This window comes from Chitinispirillales bacterium ANBcel5 (assembly GCA_029688955.1).
GTDB lineage: Bacteria > Fibrobacterota > Chitinivibrionia > Chitinivibrionales > Chitinispirillaceae > Cellulosispirillum > Cellulosispirillum alkaliphilum.
Genome location: JARUKZ010000005.1, coordinates 38,681 through 54,397, shown reverse-complemented (window position 1 = coordinate 54,397; position 15,717 = coordinate 38,681). Strand labels below are relative to the sequence as shown.

Annotated in this window: 15 protein-coding genes; 11 read left to right on the top strand and 4 right to left on the bottom strand. The window is 41.9% G+C overall.

Annotation, left to right across the window (positions count from 1 at the left end; genetic code table 11):
* The first annotated feature begins 136 nt into the window (after positions 1–136).
* The gene (locus QA601_03975; protein ID MDG5814224.1) at positions 137–1,135 is read left to right on the top strand and encodes a glycosyltransferase family 2 protein; all 999 of its coding nucleotides are present in this window, start codon (positions 137–139) and stop codon (positions 1,133–1,135) included.
* Here QA601_03975 and QA601_03970 read toward each other — a convergent pair.
* Together QA601_03970 and QA601_03965 are read right to left on the bottom strand one after the other, a co-directional pair.
* Positions 1,035–1,808: a class I SAM-dependent methyltransferase gene (locus QA601_03970; protein ID MDG5814223.1), complete on the bottom strand. Its 774-nt coding sequence runs from the start codon at positions 1,806–1,808 to the stop codon at positions 1,035–1,037. The two genes, QA601_03975 and QA601_03970, sit on opposite strands and share 101 nt — an antisense overlap.
* The gene (locus QA601_03965; protein MDG5814222.1) at positions 1,809–3,209 is read right to left on the bottom strand and encodes a hypothetical protein; all 1,401 of its coding nucleotides are present in this window, start codon (positions 3,207–3,209) and stop codon (positions 1,809–1,811) included.
* A 313-nt stretch (positions 3,210–3,522) separates the two neighbouring features.
* On the opposite strand from QA601_03965, the gene QA601_03960 reads away from it, so the two are divergent.
* The 7 genes from QA601_03960 (at position 3,523) to QA601_03930 (ending at position 9,716) form a co-directional block, all read left to right on the top strand.
* Positions 3,523–5,037, top strand: a complete 1,515-nt coding sequence (locus tag QA601_03960; GenBank protein ID MDG5814221.1) for an NAD(P)/FAD-dependent oxidoreductase — start codon at positions 3,523–3,525, stop codon at positions 5,035–5,037.
* Positions 5,038–5,199: 162 nt separating this feature from the next.
* Positions 5,200–5,604, top strand: coding sequence for a Fur family transcriptional regulator (locus tag QA601_03955; GenBank protein MDG5814220.1), 405 nt, complete (start codon positions 5,200–5,202; stop codon positions 5,602–5,604).
* A 15-nt stretch (positions 5,605–5,619) separates the two neighbouring features.
* Positions 5,620–6,618, top strand: coding sequence for a metal ABC transporter substrate-binding protein (locus QA601_03950; protein ID MDG5814219.1), 999 nt, complete (start codon positions 5,620–5,622; stop codon positions 6,616–6,618).
* The gene (locus QA601_03945) at positions 6,611–7,429 is read left to right on the top strand and encodes a metal ABC transporter ATP-binding protein (GenBank protein MDG5814218.1); all 819 of its coding nucleotides are present in this window, start codon (positions 6,611–6,613) and stop codon (positions 7,427–7,429) included. Before QA601_03950 ends, QA601_03945 begins: the two co-directional genes overlap by 8 nt.
* Positions 7,422–8,276 (top strand): metal ABC transporter permease, encoded by an 855-nt coding sequence (locus tag QA601_03940; GenBank protein MDG5814217.1) that lies wholly within the window; start codon positions 7,422–7,424, stop codon positions 8,274–8,276. Before QA601_03945 ends, QA601_03940 begins: the two co-directional genes overlap by 8 nt.
* A gap of 83 nt (positions 8,277–8,359) precedes the next feature.
* Positions 8,360–9,205, top strand: a complete 846-nt coding sequence (locus QA601_03935; protein ID MDG5814216.1) for a hypothetical protein — start codon at positions 8,360–8,362, stop codon at positions 9,203–9,205.
* Entirely contained in the window at positions 9,174–9,716 is a 543-nt protein-coding gene (locus tag QA601_03930) for a DUF4416 family protein (protein ID MDG5814215.1), read from the top strand. Before QA601_03935 ends, QA601_03930 begins: the two co-directional genes overlap by 32 nt.
* Positions 9,717–9,763: 47 nt before the next feature.
* Here the strand turns inward: QA601_03930 and QA601_03925 are convergent, their stop codons facing one another.
* Positions 9,764–10,075: a hypothetical protein gene (locus QA601_03925; GenBank protein ID MDG5814214.1), complete on the bottom strand. Its 312-nt coding sequence runs from the start codon at positions 10,073–10,075 to the stop codon at positions 9,764–9,766.
* Positions 10,076–10,622: 547 nt separating this feature from the next.
* Here QA601_03925 and QA601_03920 point away from each other — a divergent pair.
* The 3 genes from QA601_03920 to QA601_03910 all read left to right on the top strand — a co-directional run bounded on the left by QA601_03920 (position 10,623) and on the right by QA601_03910 (position 13,191).
* Complete coding sequence (locus QA601_03920) at positions 10,623–10,967, top strand: hypothetical protein (protein ID MDG5814213.1); 345 nt, start codon at positions 10,623–10,625, stop codon at positions 10,965–10,967.
* 12 nt (positions 10,968–10,979) lie between these two features.
* Complete coding sequence (locus tag QA601_03915) at positions 10,980–11,567, top strand: hypothetical protein (protein ID MDG5814212.1); 588 nt, start codon at positions 10,980–10,982, stop codon at positions 11,565–11,567.
* A gap of 367 nt (positions 11,568–11,934) precedes the next feature.
* Positions 11,935–13,191: an MFS transporter gene (locus QA601_03910; GenBank protein ID MDG5814211.1), complete on the top strand. Its 1,257-nt coding sequence runs from the start codon at positions 11,935–11,937 to the stop codon at positions 13,189–13,191.
* Between the two features lie 133 nt (positions 13,192–13,324).
* Here the strand turns inward: QA601_03910 and QA601_03905 are convergent, their stop codons facing one another.
* Complete coding sequence (locus QA601_03905; GenBank protein MDG5814210.1) at positions 13,325–14,290, bottom strand: ankyrin repeat domain-containing protein; 966 nt, start codon at positions 14,288–14,290, stop codon at positions 13,325–13,327.
* Positions 14,291–15,717 lie beyond the last annotated feature (1,427 nt).

The window sequence follows — 15,717 nt, the reverse complement described above, 5'->3', positions numbered from 1 at the left end:
ATTTCATTTAACTGTCCTTCCTTAAGATACTTAGATCCGTTTTAGAGCACTTTTTTACTTGAACCTTTAGTTCACCTATTAGATAATGTTAAAAATGCCAAGGAGCTAACCGGATCAAACAAGGGACCTGTAAACAATGAAAATCTCACTGATAATTCCCTGCTTTAATGAAGAGGAAAATGTTGAACCTACCTATAAAGAGATATGCCGGGTATGGGAGTCAGCACTGAAAAACTATGACTTAGAGATGATTTTCATTGATGATGGGAGTACTGATTCAACGTTTTTCAGACTTCAAAAGCTCCTAAAACACGATAAACGAGTAGTGGTGCTGAAGCTTTCAAAAAACTTTGGACATCAAAAGGCTATTTTTTCGGGTATGGTTCATGCCCGTGGTGATGCGGCAGTGCAGCTTGACTGTGATCTTCAGGACCCACCCTCACTTATCCCCAAATTTGTAAAAGCATGGGAGCAGGGGTATCATGTTGTGTACGGAATCAGGCGCAAAAGAGATGAATCGGCATGTATGCAAAAACTGAGAAAAGTGGGGTATTCGGTGATCAAGTTTCTTAGTGAAAGCGATATACCGGCCGATGCGGGTGATTTTCGATTGATCGATCGAAAAATCATAGATGCACTGAAACGAATGGATGATGACCAAACCTATCTTAGAGGTGTCATTGCTTCGATGGGGTTTCAGCAAATCGGTATAGGGTATGACCGATGTGCCAGGCACAAGGGTAAAAGCAAGTACACATTGGCAAAACTATTTAAGCTGGGTCTTAATGGTATTTTAAACCATTCGATTGTTCCGCTCAGAGTTGCTACCTGGACGGGTTTAGCAATCTCTGCAGTGACCGTATTGATGTTCTCCGGCTACTTTTTACTATGGTCACTGGGTATAGGGACCTGGCCAAAAGGATTTGCCACCACGACATTTTTGTTGTTGTTTTCAATAGGCCTTAATGCAATATTTCTGGGAATTATCGGCGAGTATCTTGGTCGGATATACAAGGTGGTTAAAAAAAGTTCCCTTATTCATGTTCAGCATCACATTGATCGCTCTTGCCATCCTTCCCTAAAACGGAAAAGAGAGTCACTCCTAAAGGAAGAGAAAATCGTTGAGCTATGGTAGCTTCAATGGTTAGGGCGTGTTTAAGCATAGTGTTCAGTGGTGAAGGTATCTGAACAAAATCGTGAGAATGTTTCAGAAAACCAAATAGCGCTTTAAATTTCCTGAAGAGATATAGCGGAACAACAAACCCGGATTTAAAATAGGTTCGATATAGAGGAAACAGGCAAGTTTGACTGGTGAGCCTGTTTATATCCTTTTTACGGTATCTTCTGAAATGCTCATTCCATCTGTCGTGGCTTCCCCAAAGAAACTGAAATGCCGGAACCGAAAAGAGTAGAATTCCACCCTCTTTAAGGCAGGCAATAATCTGCTTCAGGGCAGATTTGTCATCTTCTAAATGTTCGAACAGCTCAAGAGCAACAACAGCATCAAAGCACCCCTTTTTAAAAGGTAGAGCCTCCGCATCACAGCATACAAATTGAGTTTGTTGGCTATAGCTTTTGGCTGAAGCTATAGTGCAGGCTTCAAAGGAGAAATCTGCACTGATTGTCCTCATACCTTTTCTTTGAAGGGAAAACCCGGTGGGTCCGCACCCAATGTTAAGAACTGTTCCCGCTGTTGCTTTAAGGTGTTTTTTAAAGAGCAGCCTGGCTAATGTATCGTTTCCGTAAAACCAGAAATATTCGGAAGTTAGCTTGTTATAGATACGCTGTTTAAGTGTGCTTGTTTTCATTTACTGCGGCTCTTGCTGAGGTAACCGGTACACAGCTAAGTTGTTGTGTCGGGCTACCAACTCCTTTGTTGATTCGGGGTTATACCAGCCAAGTATTAACTCTGCTTCTTCCAATTCACGGGTATGTATGTTATTCCAGCTGTGAGCGGACAAGTAACACCATATTCTATCCCAAAGTATATCATCTTCTACATAAAAAATGTCACTTTTTGCTATTGTAGATTGAGCAAAATCAATAATATCTCTTCGATGCAGAGCCGATTCTCTGCTGTTGGCACCTGTGTACAACAGTTGTTTGGCAATGTTTTCCACAATTGTTCTGTCTTTATACGTTCCCCGCCACGGTTGATATTGGGCCTTTGGCATAAAACAAAAGAAGGAGATGTTTAGTATCGCCAGAAACAGTAGAAGATACTTTCTTTTTTCGGGTAGCCCCCCTTTTACCGTTACCCATGAAATGAAAAAACCCAACCCTGATGCATAATAATAGGAGAAGGGGAGCAGGAGTACTGTTCCGTAGATAACAATGGGCGCGAGTGCCAAAATAACAGGGATCCAGTTCTTTTTGGGAAGGGTTTTGAGACAAATCAAAACGAGGCAGATGCCTCCCGGACCCAAAGTGGCTGGCATGTAGAGAAGAAACCTCAGTGCAACGCGTACATTCTCCAGCAAGGGGGCGCCAAAAAGAACGGAGCTGTAGAGGTAAAACTTTGTGTTTTCTGCATTTGTATGACTAAAGGGCTCGAGACCTCCGCTTAAGATTAGGGTGGGAATATACCAAAGCATTGTAACTGTAAAGCCGATTGCAACAAGCTTAAGCCAGATCTTTGCTCTGTACCTTCCCCGAATCAAACAATACAGAAAAACGGGGCCAAGCATTATAAGCATATCCTGTCTGAAGCCTATGGAAACAGCGAAGATAAAGCCGGGGATAAGCGGTGACCAACTGCCCTCGTCCATCTTCGAGAGCGCCACTGCCATCCAGCATCCGGCAGCAAAAGAAGCGGCAAAGATAATTGGTACTGCAGGAAAGAAAAGAATAAGGGGAAAGGTACCCAGGAATATGAGGTCAAATTTTTGGACCCCTTTAATCATCAACCAGCAGGGAAGGACAGCCAATAGATAGAAGATATTCTGTAACTGCTGCACGTAGAAGGGATTATCTACAAAAAGATATATCAATCTGCCAAAAAGAATATGGAAAAGGTAGCCTGGGGGATGGGGTTGATGGATTCCTGTGTCAAACTTTTCGGCTATGGCCAGAGCGTAGTTCACCGAATCGTAATGAAATGGGTAGGGAGTACCAATGGTAGCGAAAATCAAAACCCATAAACCGACCAGGGTTACTACTTCCGCTGTTTTTTGCAGAGCAGAATCATTCAATTTTTTTGAAAAGAACATAATTCCTTAATATAGAGAAAGGATTAGAAACTTAAGGAGTCAGGGATGATGAGACAATAGAAAAATAACCTTATTTAAAGTATTGGGGCAACTGGTATTTAGGGAAAATGACTATAGCAGAAAACTTCGATAGTATCACTCCCATGAACAGCTCTAAAAACGGCTGTTTTAGAGCCCCAAAAACGCTGAATGCAACTTTATGTCGGGGCAAAATATTGTTTTCAGAGGTGCCCTTTTTTATGTTTAATGTTCTTTATACCATAAAATATCACACAATAGTCAATTTTTTATTCAGGCTCAGGGGCAAAAAGTAGTGCAAAAGTATGATGCTATTGTTATAGGGGCAGGTATAGGTGGTCTGTTTTGCGCAGCAAAGCTGGCTAAAGAAGGAAAAAAAGTGGTTGTTCTAGAGCAGCACTCAGTTCCGGGTGGTTATGCTGCAACATTCAAACGTAAGCAATTTGTCTTTGAAGCATCCGTTCATGCAATAGATGGGCTGTTTGATCCTCAAAGCCATAACTCAAAATTGTTTGATGAATTTAAAATTCGAAAACACGTGCAACCTATCAGATTACCGGAATTCTTTAAGGTGGTGAGAAATGACCTTCAATTCACCCTGCCCGATGATTTAGACCAGGCAATTAAATTACTTAAGGAAAAATATCCTCAGGACAAAAAGTCTCTTGATAAGTATTCAAAAACGTTAAGAAAGATACGAAAGCAGATCCTCTATTTTCAGTCCAAAGGAAAACCCCGCTTTCATATGATTCCTTCCCTTTTGATACATTGCTATGGTTTGTTTCTGTATCTGTTTAAAAGTTTTGGCTCTTTTATGGATAAGCTTACTACCAACGATGACCTGAAACTTATCCTTGGCGCAAACATCGCCTATTATCATGATGATCCCTATGTCTATTCATCACTTCATCATATTGGTGCTCAGGGGAGCTTTCTTTCGGGCGGAGGAGCCTACATTCAGGGGGGATCACAGCAAATCGCCCGTTATCTGGTCGACTACATCCAAAACCGGGGCGGGGAAGTATTGCTGAAATCGAAGGTAAGCAAAGTCTTAGGTGAAAAAAAGAGCGTTAATGGTGTTGAATACAGTAATAAAAAGGGTGAAATAAATCAGATATTCGCTGATAATGTGGTTTGTAATGCCAATCTTCCCTCACTTATGAATGAACTGCTTTCTGAAGAGACTTCCGGATCTTTAAGGAAAAAGTACTCTTCACATGAACCAAGTCACAGTATTTTCAGTCTCTATATGGGATTGAAAAAACCACTCACTGAACTGGGTAATGATAGCTACTCTACTTTCTTATTCCCCGATAGTGTTACTAATCTCAAAGAATTGGCAAAATCCAATTCAACTACCGACTATGAACAAAAGACCCTGGTGATGGTTGATTACAGTATAATTGATGCTAAACTTTCAAAGGATAACGCGCCGGTTGCGGCTTGTGTGCTGGTGGATGATATTAAACATTGGGAAAACTTAAGTAAAGAGGAATATAAACGTAAAAAAGAAGAAGTTAGCCAGACTATTTTAAAGCGAATAGAAGCCTATATGCCGGGAATAGGTGAACTGATAGAATATAAGGAAGCAGCTACACCGCTGACTATGAAAAGGTACACCTTAAATGAAAGAGGTGCCGTCTATGGCTATGCTCCAAATGTAAATCAGATCGGACCCAGAAGACCTGAGAACTATACTGGTATAAAAGGCCTCTATCTGGCTTCAGCATGGTCAAAACAGGGCGGTGGAATTAGTCCTGCCGCTAAAAGTGGTTATGCTGTAGCTGAAGCGATTCTCAAAAAACCCTGAGAAAACAGGGAAAGGTTCAATCCATAAATACCTCCTTTTGTTTTAGTTAGCTTGTCTCTTTTAATAAAGGGGCAAGCTGCTTTGTTTTAAATAGCACTATAGGTTGTCATATCTAATGCAAATCGATTGCAATAGCTACTAACATTTAATTAGTTTCTTGTCATGAATAGATCGCCTTTAATTGGTGAGCGCCGGACAAAGCAGCGAAAAGCAATAATTGCATATCTTCGCTACGCAATGAAACCTCTCACAGCCGAAGAGGTATTTGATGGTCTGTGTCGCGAATTTGACAATCTAAGTCTCTCCACGGTGTATCGTAATCTTAAAAAGTTGCAAAGGTCTGGTTTTATAAGTGCTGTTAAACGGCAGTTTGAAAACAGCACCAGATACACACTTTCTGATTCGTCACATGTGCATCATTTCGTCTGCAGGCACTGTATGAAAACCATCCCTCTAAACTTTTGTCCCCTTGAAGCTATAAAGGAAAAAGTGGATGAGGATGCTTTTAAGATTGAGGGACACAGCTTTGAACTGTACGGCAGTTGTGTTGACTGTATAAACCTTTGAAAAGAGGATAATAGTTTGAAAACAAATCAGTTGGTGGCAAAATACCTGTGGATTTTACCATTCATCACATTGCTCTGCTGTGGTGGAGGGGAAACTGGTTCAGAAAAAATTATCCTCACTTCGTTTTATCCGGTATACATTTCTACCTTGAATATCGTTAGTGATGTGCCGGGAGTAAAAGTTAAAAATATGACCGGAAATACACTGGGTTGCCTCCATGACTATCACCTCACTACAGATGCGGTTGCAAAGTTTGAAAAGGCATCCGTTTTTGTGATTCATGGAGCAGGAATGGAACGGGCATTTGAGCAGTTGTATTTAAACAGGGAAGTTCTAAAAGTCATTGATGCAAGTAGAGGTATTACACTGGTCGAATACTCCTCTGCTCATCATCACCATCACCATCATGGACACGATCATCACCATGGGCACGACCACCATCATCATGAAACAGAAGAGCGCAGTGCAGAACACCAGTCCAGCGATGATTGTATGGTAAATCCTCATGTGTGGGTTAGCATATCCAATACTATTAAGCAGGTAGAGACCATCGCTGCTGAACTTGGCCGCTGGGATAGTGTCAATGCCGATATATACCTGAAAAATGCGGAAAACTACATAGAAAGGCTGCAAGGTCTTAAAAACAAATTCCATGAAGAGATAGAGAATCTTGAGCATAGAACTATCGCATTGATTCATGAGTATTTGTCCTATTTTGCTGATGAGTTTGGGTTAGAAATTTCGACTGTCGTTGAAGGAGAGCCGGAGAGCCAACCTTCGGCTGCGGAGATTATACGGGCTGTTGAGACAATTAGAAAAAATGAGGTGAAAGCGATATTTATTGAACCCACAGAATCACCTCATTTAGCACAGACAATTGCTGCTGAAAGTGGGATTTCTGTGTATGTGTTTGATCCCGCTTCAACCGGCCCCGATTGCCCCGACTCCTATCTTGATCAAATGGAGAATAATCTTGAGGTGCTGATTAAAGCGCTGAGTGGAAACGATGATTGATCACAGAGACGGTTATAAGCAGATAAAAGAAAGTGTGTGTCGTAGCTGCTGCACCAGATTAGAGAAGGTCAAAGTTACCCTTGGTGGCACAACGATACTGCACAATGTGAATCTACATTTTCATTGTGGACAGTTTATCGTTATCATTGGTCCAAACGGAGCGGGTAAATCGACTCTTTTAAAAGCAATTGCAGGTGAAATTCCATATGAGGGGGAATTAAAATTTCATCGCTTTGGAAAGTCTGAGCCGATTGTTCCAAAAATTGGCTATGTCCCCCAGAAAATGCCTTTTGATACTCATGCTCCCTTTTCGGTAGAAGACCTTTTCGGGTTATCTTTGACCAAAAAGCCCCGATGGCTATTTCAAGACAAAACCGTAAAAGAGAGGGCTTCGAAGGCATTGGCTGCTGTAAGGGGGGAGCATCTGCTTAAACGAAGAATCGGGCAGCTCTCGGGAGGAGAGTTGCAGAGGGTAATGCTTTCGCTTGCACTTACTCCCAGACCTGATATACTCCTTTTAGATGAACCGCTAAGTGGTGTGGATTTTTCCGGACTCAATCTCTTTTATAAAATGATTTCTGAACTACGAACTGAACATGATCTGTCGATAGTTATGGTGTCACACGATCTGGCCATAAGCACCGCTTATGCTGACAGGGTTGTATTTTTAAACGGGGAAAAAATTGTAGAGGGCTCGGGCGAAGCCGTTTTTGGCAGCCCTGAAGTACGGGAGATTTTTGGTACAGTGTCATTTCCTAACGCCGGTAATAACAGCGGAACCCATCACCATAGGGGTGAGGACAATGTTTGAGCTGTGGTATTCCTTCTTTGAAACACTTCCCTTCAACTGGGCACAGTATCGTTTTATGCAGCATGCGTTTTTGGCGGTAATACTGATATCGCCACTCTTTGCGCTTCCGGGGTGCCTTGTGGTGAGCAAACAGATGGCGTTTTTCTCGGATGCTATCGGACATGCCGCACTTACCGGTATCGCTATAGGGGCAATTCTTGGCATCTCCCAACCACTGCCTTCAATGTTGCTTTTTGCAGTTATCCTTTCGGTAGTTATACAGTTTTTGCGTCGGTATACACAAGCCTCCATCGATACCGTGATTGGGCTGGTGATGGCGGCTTCAGTGGCTCTTGGAGTGGTGATTCTCTCCAGAAGAGGTGGCTTCAACCGTTACTCAAGATACCTGATCGGGGATCTTTTAAGCCTCTCACAATCCGATATTATAGCGGTGGCCATTGTGCTGCTTATTGTGTTGGCAGTGTGGATCTTTTTCTTTAACAACTTGTTTTTGATCTCCTTTAACTCTACCATTGCAAGAAGCAGAGGGGTAAATGTTTGGTGGTATGAACTGTTTTTTTCTGCGCTTACCGCTGTGATAGTGACTATTTCGGTGCAATGGATAGGGATTCTTGTAATAAACTCCCTTTTGATACTTCCCGCAGCGGCTTCCCGTAACTTATCAGCTTCTTTGCGGCAGTTTGTCCTTTTTTCACTTGCCATCTCCTTTGTTTCCGGTCTCAGCGGGCTTATTTTATCTTACTATTGGGCTACAGCATCGGGGGCAACCATTGTTCTTGTAGCGATGGCCTTTTATATCGTTTCATTTTTCTTCGCCCGGAGAGTTTCATCCGGAACAGTTTCATAAATGGGAGAACAAGTGCGTAGTGGTTCGGTTATCCTTGCTTACCCCAAAGAGATCACAGTTATCCAGATAAAGAGCTTAAAACAATGATTCACGATTCACCACATCTAACGATTAAAGATCAAAACCTGTTGAACAGATTTTTAAAACGCTTTTCGATTGATGCAGAAGCTGATAAGGATCATCTTATCAGCGCACTGTCAGCAGCCTTTTCCTGCATTCCCTACGAAAACCTTACCAAGATAATAAAATCGGGTTCAATGGTTAGTCCATCATCCGCAATGCGCTATCCTGATGAGTTGATAAGTGATTATCTTAAGTGGGGAACAGGGGGAACCTGTTTTTCACTAACTGCAGCAATAATCTCTGTGTTTAATGCTTTGGGTATAGAAGCCCATCCGGTGTTAGCTAATCGCCACTATGGGGTTGATACTCACTGCGGTCTTGTGATTGTGCAATCCGGTACAATAAAGCTTCTTGATCCGGGGTACCTTCTCTTTGTTCCTACTACCGTTTATCACGATAAAGTATCAACTGTTAACACGGGAACAAATACTATTGAGTTACGGCCGGTTTCGGGGGGCCAAAAGCTTGAACTCTACACTGTTTACAGAGGGAATCGTAAACTGAGGCTGGTTTATAAGATTGCTCCGGTAGATTCTTTCACTTTTGCCAAAGCCTGGGAGAGTTCTTTTGCCTGGGAGATGATGAATTATCCGGTTATAACCAGTAGGGTAGAAGGAGCACAGAAATACCTTCAGAACAAAACGCTTTCTTTGTTTTCTGAGAATGGATCAAAACGCATCTCCCTTAGTCGGGAAGAGCAGATGATGTGTATAGCGAAAGAGTTTGCAATCGACAGCCAAATAATAAACAGGGCTTTTTTGGAGATCAAAAAAAATGGCATCAGTACACCAACCAGACCCGGTTAAATACTTTGTAGCGGTTCTTTACAAGCAGAGCACTCTTTTTACACGTGCGCTTGAAGAGATTGAAAAGCGGTGGGGAGAGATAGATTATCAGGGTGATGATCATCATTTTGATGTTACAGATTATTATGAATCGGAGATGGGCGAGCCGCTTCAGAGGCGCTTGGTTTCGCTAAAAGAGCTTAGAAACCCCAAAGATATTGTTGAGGTCAAACTGCAGTGCAATCAGATCGAATTTTCTCTTTGTATCGAAGGCAAACGAGGGGTTAATCTTGATGCGGGATATCTTGATCATAACAAAACCCTGCTTGCTTCGGCAAAAGAAGCAGGGCAGAAGGTTTACCTGGACAAGGGTATCTACGCCGATCTTGCAGGACGATACAGAGGGGGCAGGTATCGTTCCTTTGAGTGGTCTTTTCCGGATTTCAGGGATGGCAGATATGATAATGAGCTTCTTGCCATAAGAGCTACCTATCTGGTGCAATTGAAAGAGTACAGGAAAAGCAGGGCGTGATGGAATACTGTGAGGGACAAACCCTATCTGCTCGCTGCTATGTGATTTTATCTCTGTTTATGCTTAATCATGAAATGAGTGAATGCTTTGAAAACCGGCTGCATCGATTGATCATTACTAAACGCGTAGTGCATACACTTATTATGATATGAGTATTTTTCAGTTCCGTCACTATCTATAATGGTTAAGGATTCGATTTCTTCCGGTTTGCCAAGTCCTTTTTGTCCAAAAGAGCCTGATTTTTTAAATTTCTCATTGGTTGTTAAGATCTCGATGATATCTTCCGGAATATCTTCTTTGTTGAAGTATAAGAAGTCTCCGCCTGTTTTGCCCATTTTGTGCATATATTTGATTCGCATACATTATCCTCTCTACTAAATTTTTAGGCTGTTATCTCTTTGTCGTCTTTAGAAAACTAATAATTTGTAACCTTGCGAAGGAATTTTTCAGGTTGTAAGTTCACTGCACAGGTTGCGGCTGCTTCGGTAATCATTGCTGATAGCCCGGAAGGGGCAAATGAAAGCACATAATGGGCATCTGAATTCGGGGGAACCTTTAGGGTGGTGGTTATTGGTGATTGAAACCAGCGAGATGCACTCTTTAGTGCTTGAGGGATGATGTGCGAAATGTGTGACCAATTGAGCTTTTTCAGATCGAATTTCCCGAATGCGTTAGTTATTATTATAGTATAGTTAAAAAAAAGCGTGAAGAGGGTTGGAGAAAGAGTGATAAAGGAACAAGGACAGGCATAGTGGCTTTTTGAAGGTGGGATGATAAAGAAAAGATGCTGAGATTTTTAAATAATGAGCCAGTCTCATTGCAAGGGTATCGGTTTTACACAGAAAACCTGATACAGCAAAAAGAGTTAAAGAGTATTTAACATGGGATGATTGGAAAGTTCTTGGAATGATTACAGCCGGCAAAGGTGGGGAACACGCAGAAATCATAAAAACAAGAAAGCATTACAGAAAAGTATACGAGACAAGTGAAAGTCCTTCAGCTGAAGAACTCGACAAACTTAAAGAGATCGAAGAACAATTTAAGGAAAAAATTGGTTTTACTGATATGGCACGAAGTTCCTGGTACAAATTTGAGAAATCTGACATTCCAATCTATATACCACAAGAGGAAACTATTGTAAAATTGTCATTAGTGTCCTCTGTTATTAAAGGGCTTCGGTCGATAAATCAATATCGAATCTATTCATCACCTGAGCATCGTAAAAGTATAAAGGAAAAAATAAAAGAGTGAGGAGTTAATTGTATGTTCAGTATAATTCCCTGGGATCACTATGCACTAATTACAGAGCTTGCATCCAGGTTAGCTGAAAAACCAGTTCAATTTGGTAAAACAAGCCTTCAGAAAATCCTTTTTATTCTTCAGGAAGGGTATGGTGTTAAGTGCGGCTACGATTTTACACTCTACAACTATGGGCCATATTGCGTTGATGTCACTATCGACTTAGATCAAACTGAAACCCTGGGCGGAGTTACGGTCGTAAGTATCTATTCTGGAACTGGTGGTTACCAGCTAAAGCCAGGTTCTAAGACAGAAGACCTGAAAAAAAGAGCACAGCAATTCTTACTTGAGAATAGAGAAAAAATCGATCATGTCATCGAAACTTTTGGCACTATGAATGCCCGGGAACTTGAATTGCGTGCGACTCTTCTTTTTGCCGCCAATGAAGCAAAAGATAACCACGAACCCATAAGCGTAGATTCGCTTTATAGTATCATTAAGAGTATAAAGCCAAAGTATAGTGATGAGGAGATTTATTCAGGTATAGATGACATTCAGAGGGCGGGGTTAGTTAAGTGGGGTGCCACTCTTTCGAAAGATGGGGATGGGTGACAGCCAGAGATTTGGGCGGCGAAGCGATCCTCTCGCTACAATAGGAACAATTTGACCCTGAATTAAGACTTGTAACCGCAGCTCCTCATTTATACCTTTCCAGGCAGAGTCACCACACTCTCCTTTCCGTGCCTTCCGTGTTTTCAGTGGTTGTTAATCTTATAATTTTTTTAATTTCTGGCTCAGTGGTGATTTCAGACTAGATCTACCCTGAAATAAGTGACAACATCATCAACCAATTTTGTATTTTCACACTGCAGGATAGTTGTTCTGTCTGTTTCTTAAAGAGCAGTGTAATCCCTTTATAATTTAGATAAAGAAAAATGTTGGTGAAAAATTCACTAACTGAGGTGATATATTGAATAAAGTGATAAAAATCAAACTATGTATATTGATGTTTCTGCAGTTTTTTGTGGCAGGGGCTACCCTTCCTATCATGAGCCTTTACCTCTCTGATCATTTGAAATTCACCGGATCTCAGACTGGATTGATTGTGGGTATTGCTGCCTTTTCTGCCATCGTTTCACCATTGGTTGCTGCCTGCATAGCCGACAGGCTTATACGGGCTGAACGTTTACTGGGGATCTGTCATTTCCTTGGGGCAATCGTGATGCTGTTCTTCTCACGTCAGAGCAGTTTTTACCCCGTGATGTTTCTCTATCTTGCTTATACACTGTTAGTTATGCCCACAATGCCTCTGATAAATGCTATTACATTTCATCACTCTCCTAAGGATCGGCGCAATAAATTTGGAAACATTCGTGTGTGGGGAACAATAGGATGGATCGCTGTAGCGTGGGTGTTTAGTTTTGGCTGGGTGCGTGGGGGAGATTTGGCTCAATCAAGCCGCCTTCCGGACATAATGATCTTTTCGGCACTATCGTCCCTGGTACTTTCCTTCTATACGCTGTTTTTGCCTAAGGGTAATTTTATTCCTGATGCTAAAAAGCAGACCTTTCTTCCGCGGGATTCGTTTAAGGTTATCAGGCGTCCGGAGATTCTAACCCTTGCTCTTCTTACAATGTGTGTAGCCTTTATCGATAAGTTCTATTCTGTTGGGACATCACCTTTTCTTAAACACATTGGTTTTGCCGATGAAAGCATTATGCCTGCCATGAGTCTTGGGCAGATACCGGAAATTTTTGCCATGGGAATCTTAGGCTTTCTTCTTACTCGCTGGGGAATGAAAAAGGTGATGATACTTGGCGTATCACTTCAGTTAATACGTTTTATACTCTGTTCACTGGCGATATCAAACTGGATGGTGTATACCAGTCTTAGTATACATGGTCTGGCTTATACATTTGTTTTTATCACTATGTTTATCTCTCTTGATAAGTATTGCACATCAGGGGAACGGGCAGGGGTTCATCAACTATTTGGGATGCTGACTTCCGGGGCTGGTGGGTTTATGGGAAGTTTCACTGCCGGCAGAGTAACTGATCTGTTCACCGATTCCATGGGAGTGATTGATTACCGGGCGTACTGGTTGGTTCCTGCTTTCATTGCGGCAGTTACTTTAGTGTGCATGATTTTGTTTCTTAAAGAACCAGCTGAGGTTGAAGAGCCAGAAACAGCGCAGCTTCAGGAGAGCGCTAACCGGACAGGGGCGAGTCCCGGGTGAGAAAAGAGGGGGGCTGCTTATATCTGCTTTGAGATTAGTAATTACAGCTCACCTTTTCCTTGTAACCTAATGATTATCACCGGGTTACTACCAATTCTGCAAACAAGTATTAGCTTCAACCTCTCAGTTTAGCTTACTTGTTTTCTTCATTGTCGTGCTTTTCAAGCATCTCTATCACCGTGCTGCGCTGCTCAAGGGTTGCCCAGTGAAGCGCAGTGGCATTGAAATTATTTTTGATGCTTGAATCAGCTCCATTGGTTAAAAGAAGCTCGACCAGCTGTGTGTTACCATCATAAGCTGCTCGGTGAAGTGGAGTCCAGCCACTGGTGTTGGCTGCATTTATCTCTGCTCCATTTTCTATCAAAAGCGTTGCTGTACTTACTTGACCATTATACACTGCCCGGTGAAGCGGGGTGCCGCCTTTGGTGTCTTTGATGTTTAAATCTGCTCCCAAAGAGATCAGCCGCTGTACTGCTTTGGTTCGTCCGTTAAAAGCCGCCCGGTGAAGCGGGGTCCAGCCATAGTTGTCCTGAATATCAGGGGTTGCCCCGTTTCGAATGATCAGTTCTGCAACATTGCCATGTCCCCTGAGAGCTGCCCGGTGAAGCGGAGTGCTGCCTTTTTCGTTTTGAGCGTTTACATCAGCACCACTTCTGCCAAGCACCCTTACCACATCGATTTGATTGTTATACACAGCCCAGTGAAGCGGAGTAGATCCATGGTTGTTCTTACTGTTTACGTTTGCACCTTTTGAAAGGAGAATTTCAGCACTCTGAGCATGACCTTCATACGCTGCCCGGTGAAGCGGAGCCCAGCCGTCTCTGTCTTTTGCGTTGGCATCGGCGCCATGGCTAAGCAAAAACTCCACCGATTCATCATTACCCTGGTGAGCAGCCCAGTGAAGAGGTGTGGCATTATGGTTATTACGCACATTGATATTGGCTCCTTCACCAAGTAACCGTTCTATGGCATCAACCTGATTGTGATAAGCGGCTCTGTGAAGAAGGGTCCAGCCCTGATCATCTCTTACGTTTATATCAGCACGGGTAGAAAGTGCTACGGTGATAATTATCGCCCCTAATATTCTGACCGGTTTCATCTATCTCCTCCTCGCGTATATGCCTAAACCATACTGTCTTTTAATATACAGTAATATAATTATGTCGCAGTTTAAGTGCTATGATGAGGGCTAAGTTGGAAATTATCATGCACCGGTTATAGGAAAAGCTGTTATGTATTGAAATGAGACAGATCACCTCTGCATTAGCTTCGTTTTAATTTAAAATGGGACTGATCACCTCTGCATTAGCTTCGTTTTAATTTAAAATGGGACTAATCACCTCTGCATTAGCTTCATTTCAAATTAAAATGAGACTGATCACCTCTGCATTAGCTTCATTTTAAATTAAAATGGGACTGATCACCTCTGCATTAGCTTCATTTCAAATTAAAATGGGACTAATCACCTCTGCATTAGCTTCATTTTAATTTAAAATGAGACTAATCACCTCTGCAGTAGCTTCATTTTAATTTAAAATGAGACTGATCACCTCTGCAGTAGCTTCATTTTAATTTAAAATGAGACTGATCACCTCTGCAGTAGCTTCATTTTAATTTAAAATGAGACTGATCACTTCTGCAGTAGCTTCATTTTAATTTAAAATGAGACTAATCACCTCTGCAGTAGCTTCATTTCAAATTAAAATGAGACTGATCACCTCTGCATTAGCTTCATTTTAAATTAAAATGGGACTGATCACCTCTGCATTAGCTTCATTTCAAATTAAAATGGGACTGATCACCTCTGCATTAGCTTCGTTTTAATTTAAAATGGGACTGATCACCTCTGCATTAGCTTCATTTTAAATTGAAATGAGACTAATCACCTATGGAGTAGCTCTATTTTAAATTGAAATGAGACCGATCACCTATGGAGTAGCTCTATTTTAACCTGAAATAAGGCGAAGCATCGCTGAAGTAGCTCTGATCGAACTGAAAGCAAAGCGTTTTGTTGGATGGATAATAGAAAAAAGGATAGTTTTCGGATGTTTTAGCGTCACGCAGAGTGCGGAAGCGTAATTCTGCTATTAAGCATCCGGTTAAAAAGAGCGGAAGCCTGCTGATCGGCAATGCGAATACCGGCTTTAAGCTGGGTATTGAAAAGAAAAAACTGCGTTAAAGCCTGTTTGGGTTTGGCACAGTATCCAATATTAATTGCGGAGACTTTTTACCACTCTCAACTTTGCGAAGCGTCGAAGTACTCTTTGCGTACTCATTACTACAATCGAAATCATCTTTTCTATGGCTTCTATCTTTGTATGTCAGGGTGTTCGGAGGTTACGGCGCTACTACCGCTTTCTAATGCTGTACAGAACATAAACTCAACAACGGTGTTTATACCCTATTGCTTTAAACGGGAGTTAAGCTCCCGGGGAACGTAACGTTTAGTCTCCGGTTGGTTATCATCAACAACAATAATGCCTTACTGAGTGCATGCATAGATATCCACACCTCTGCTTCTTTTTT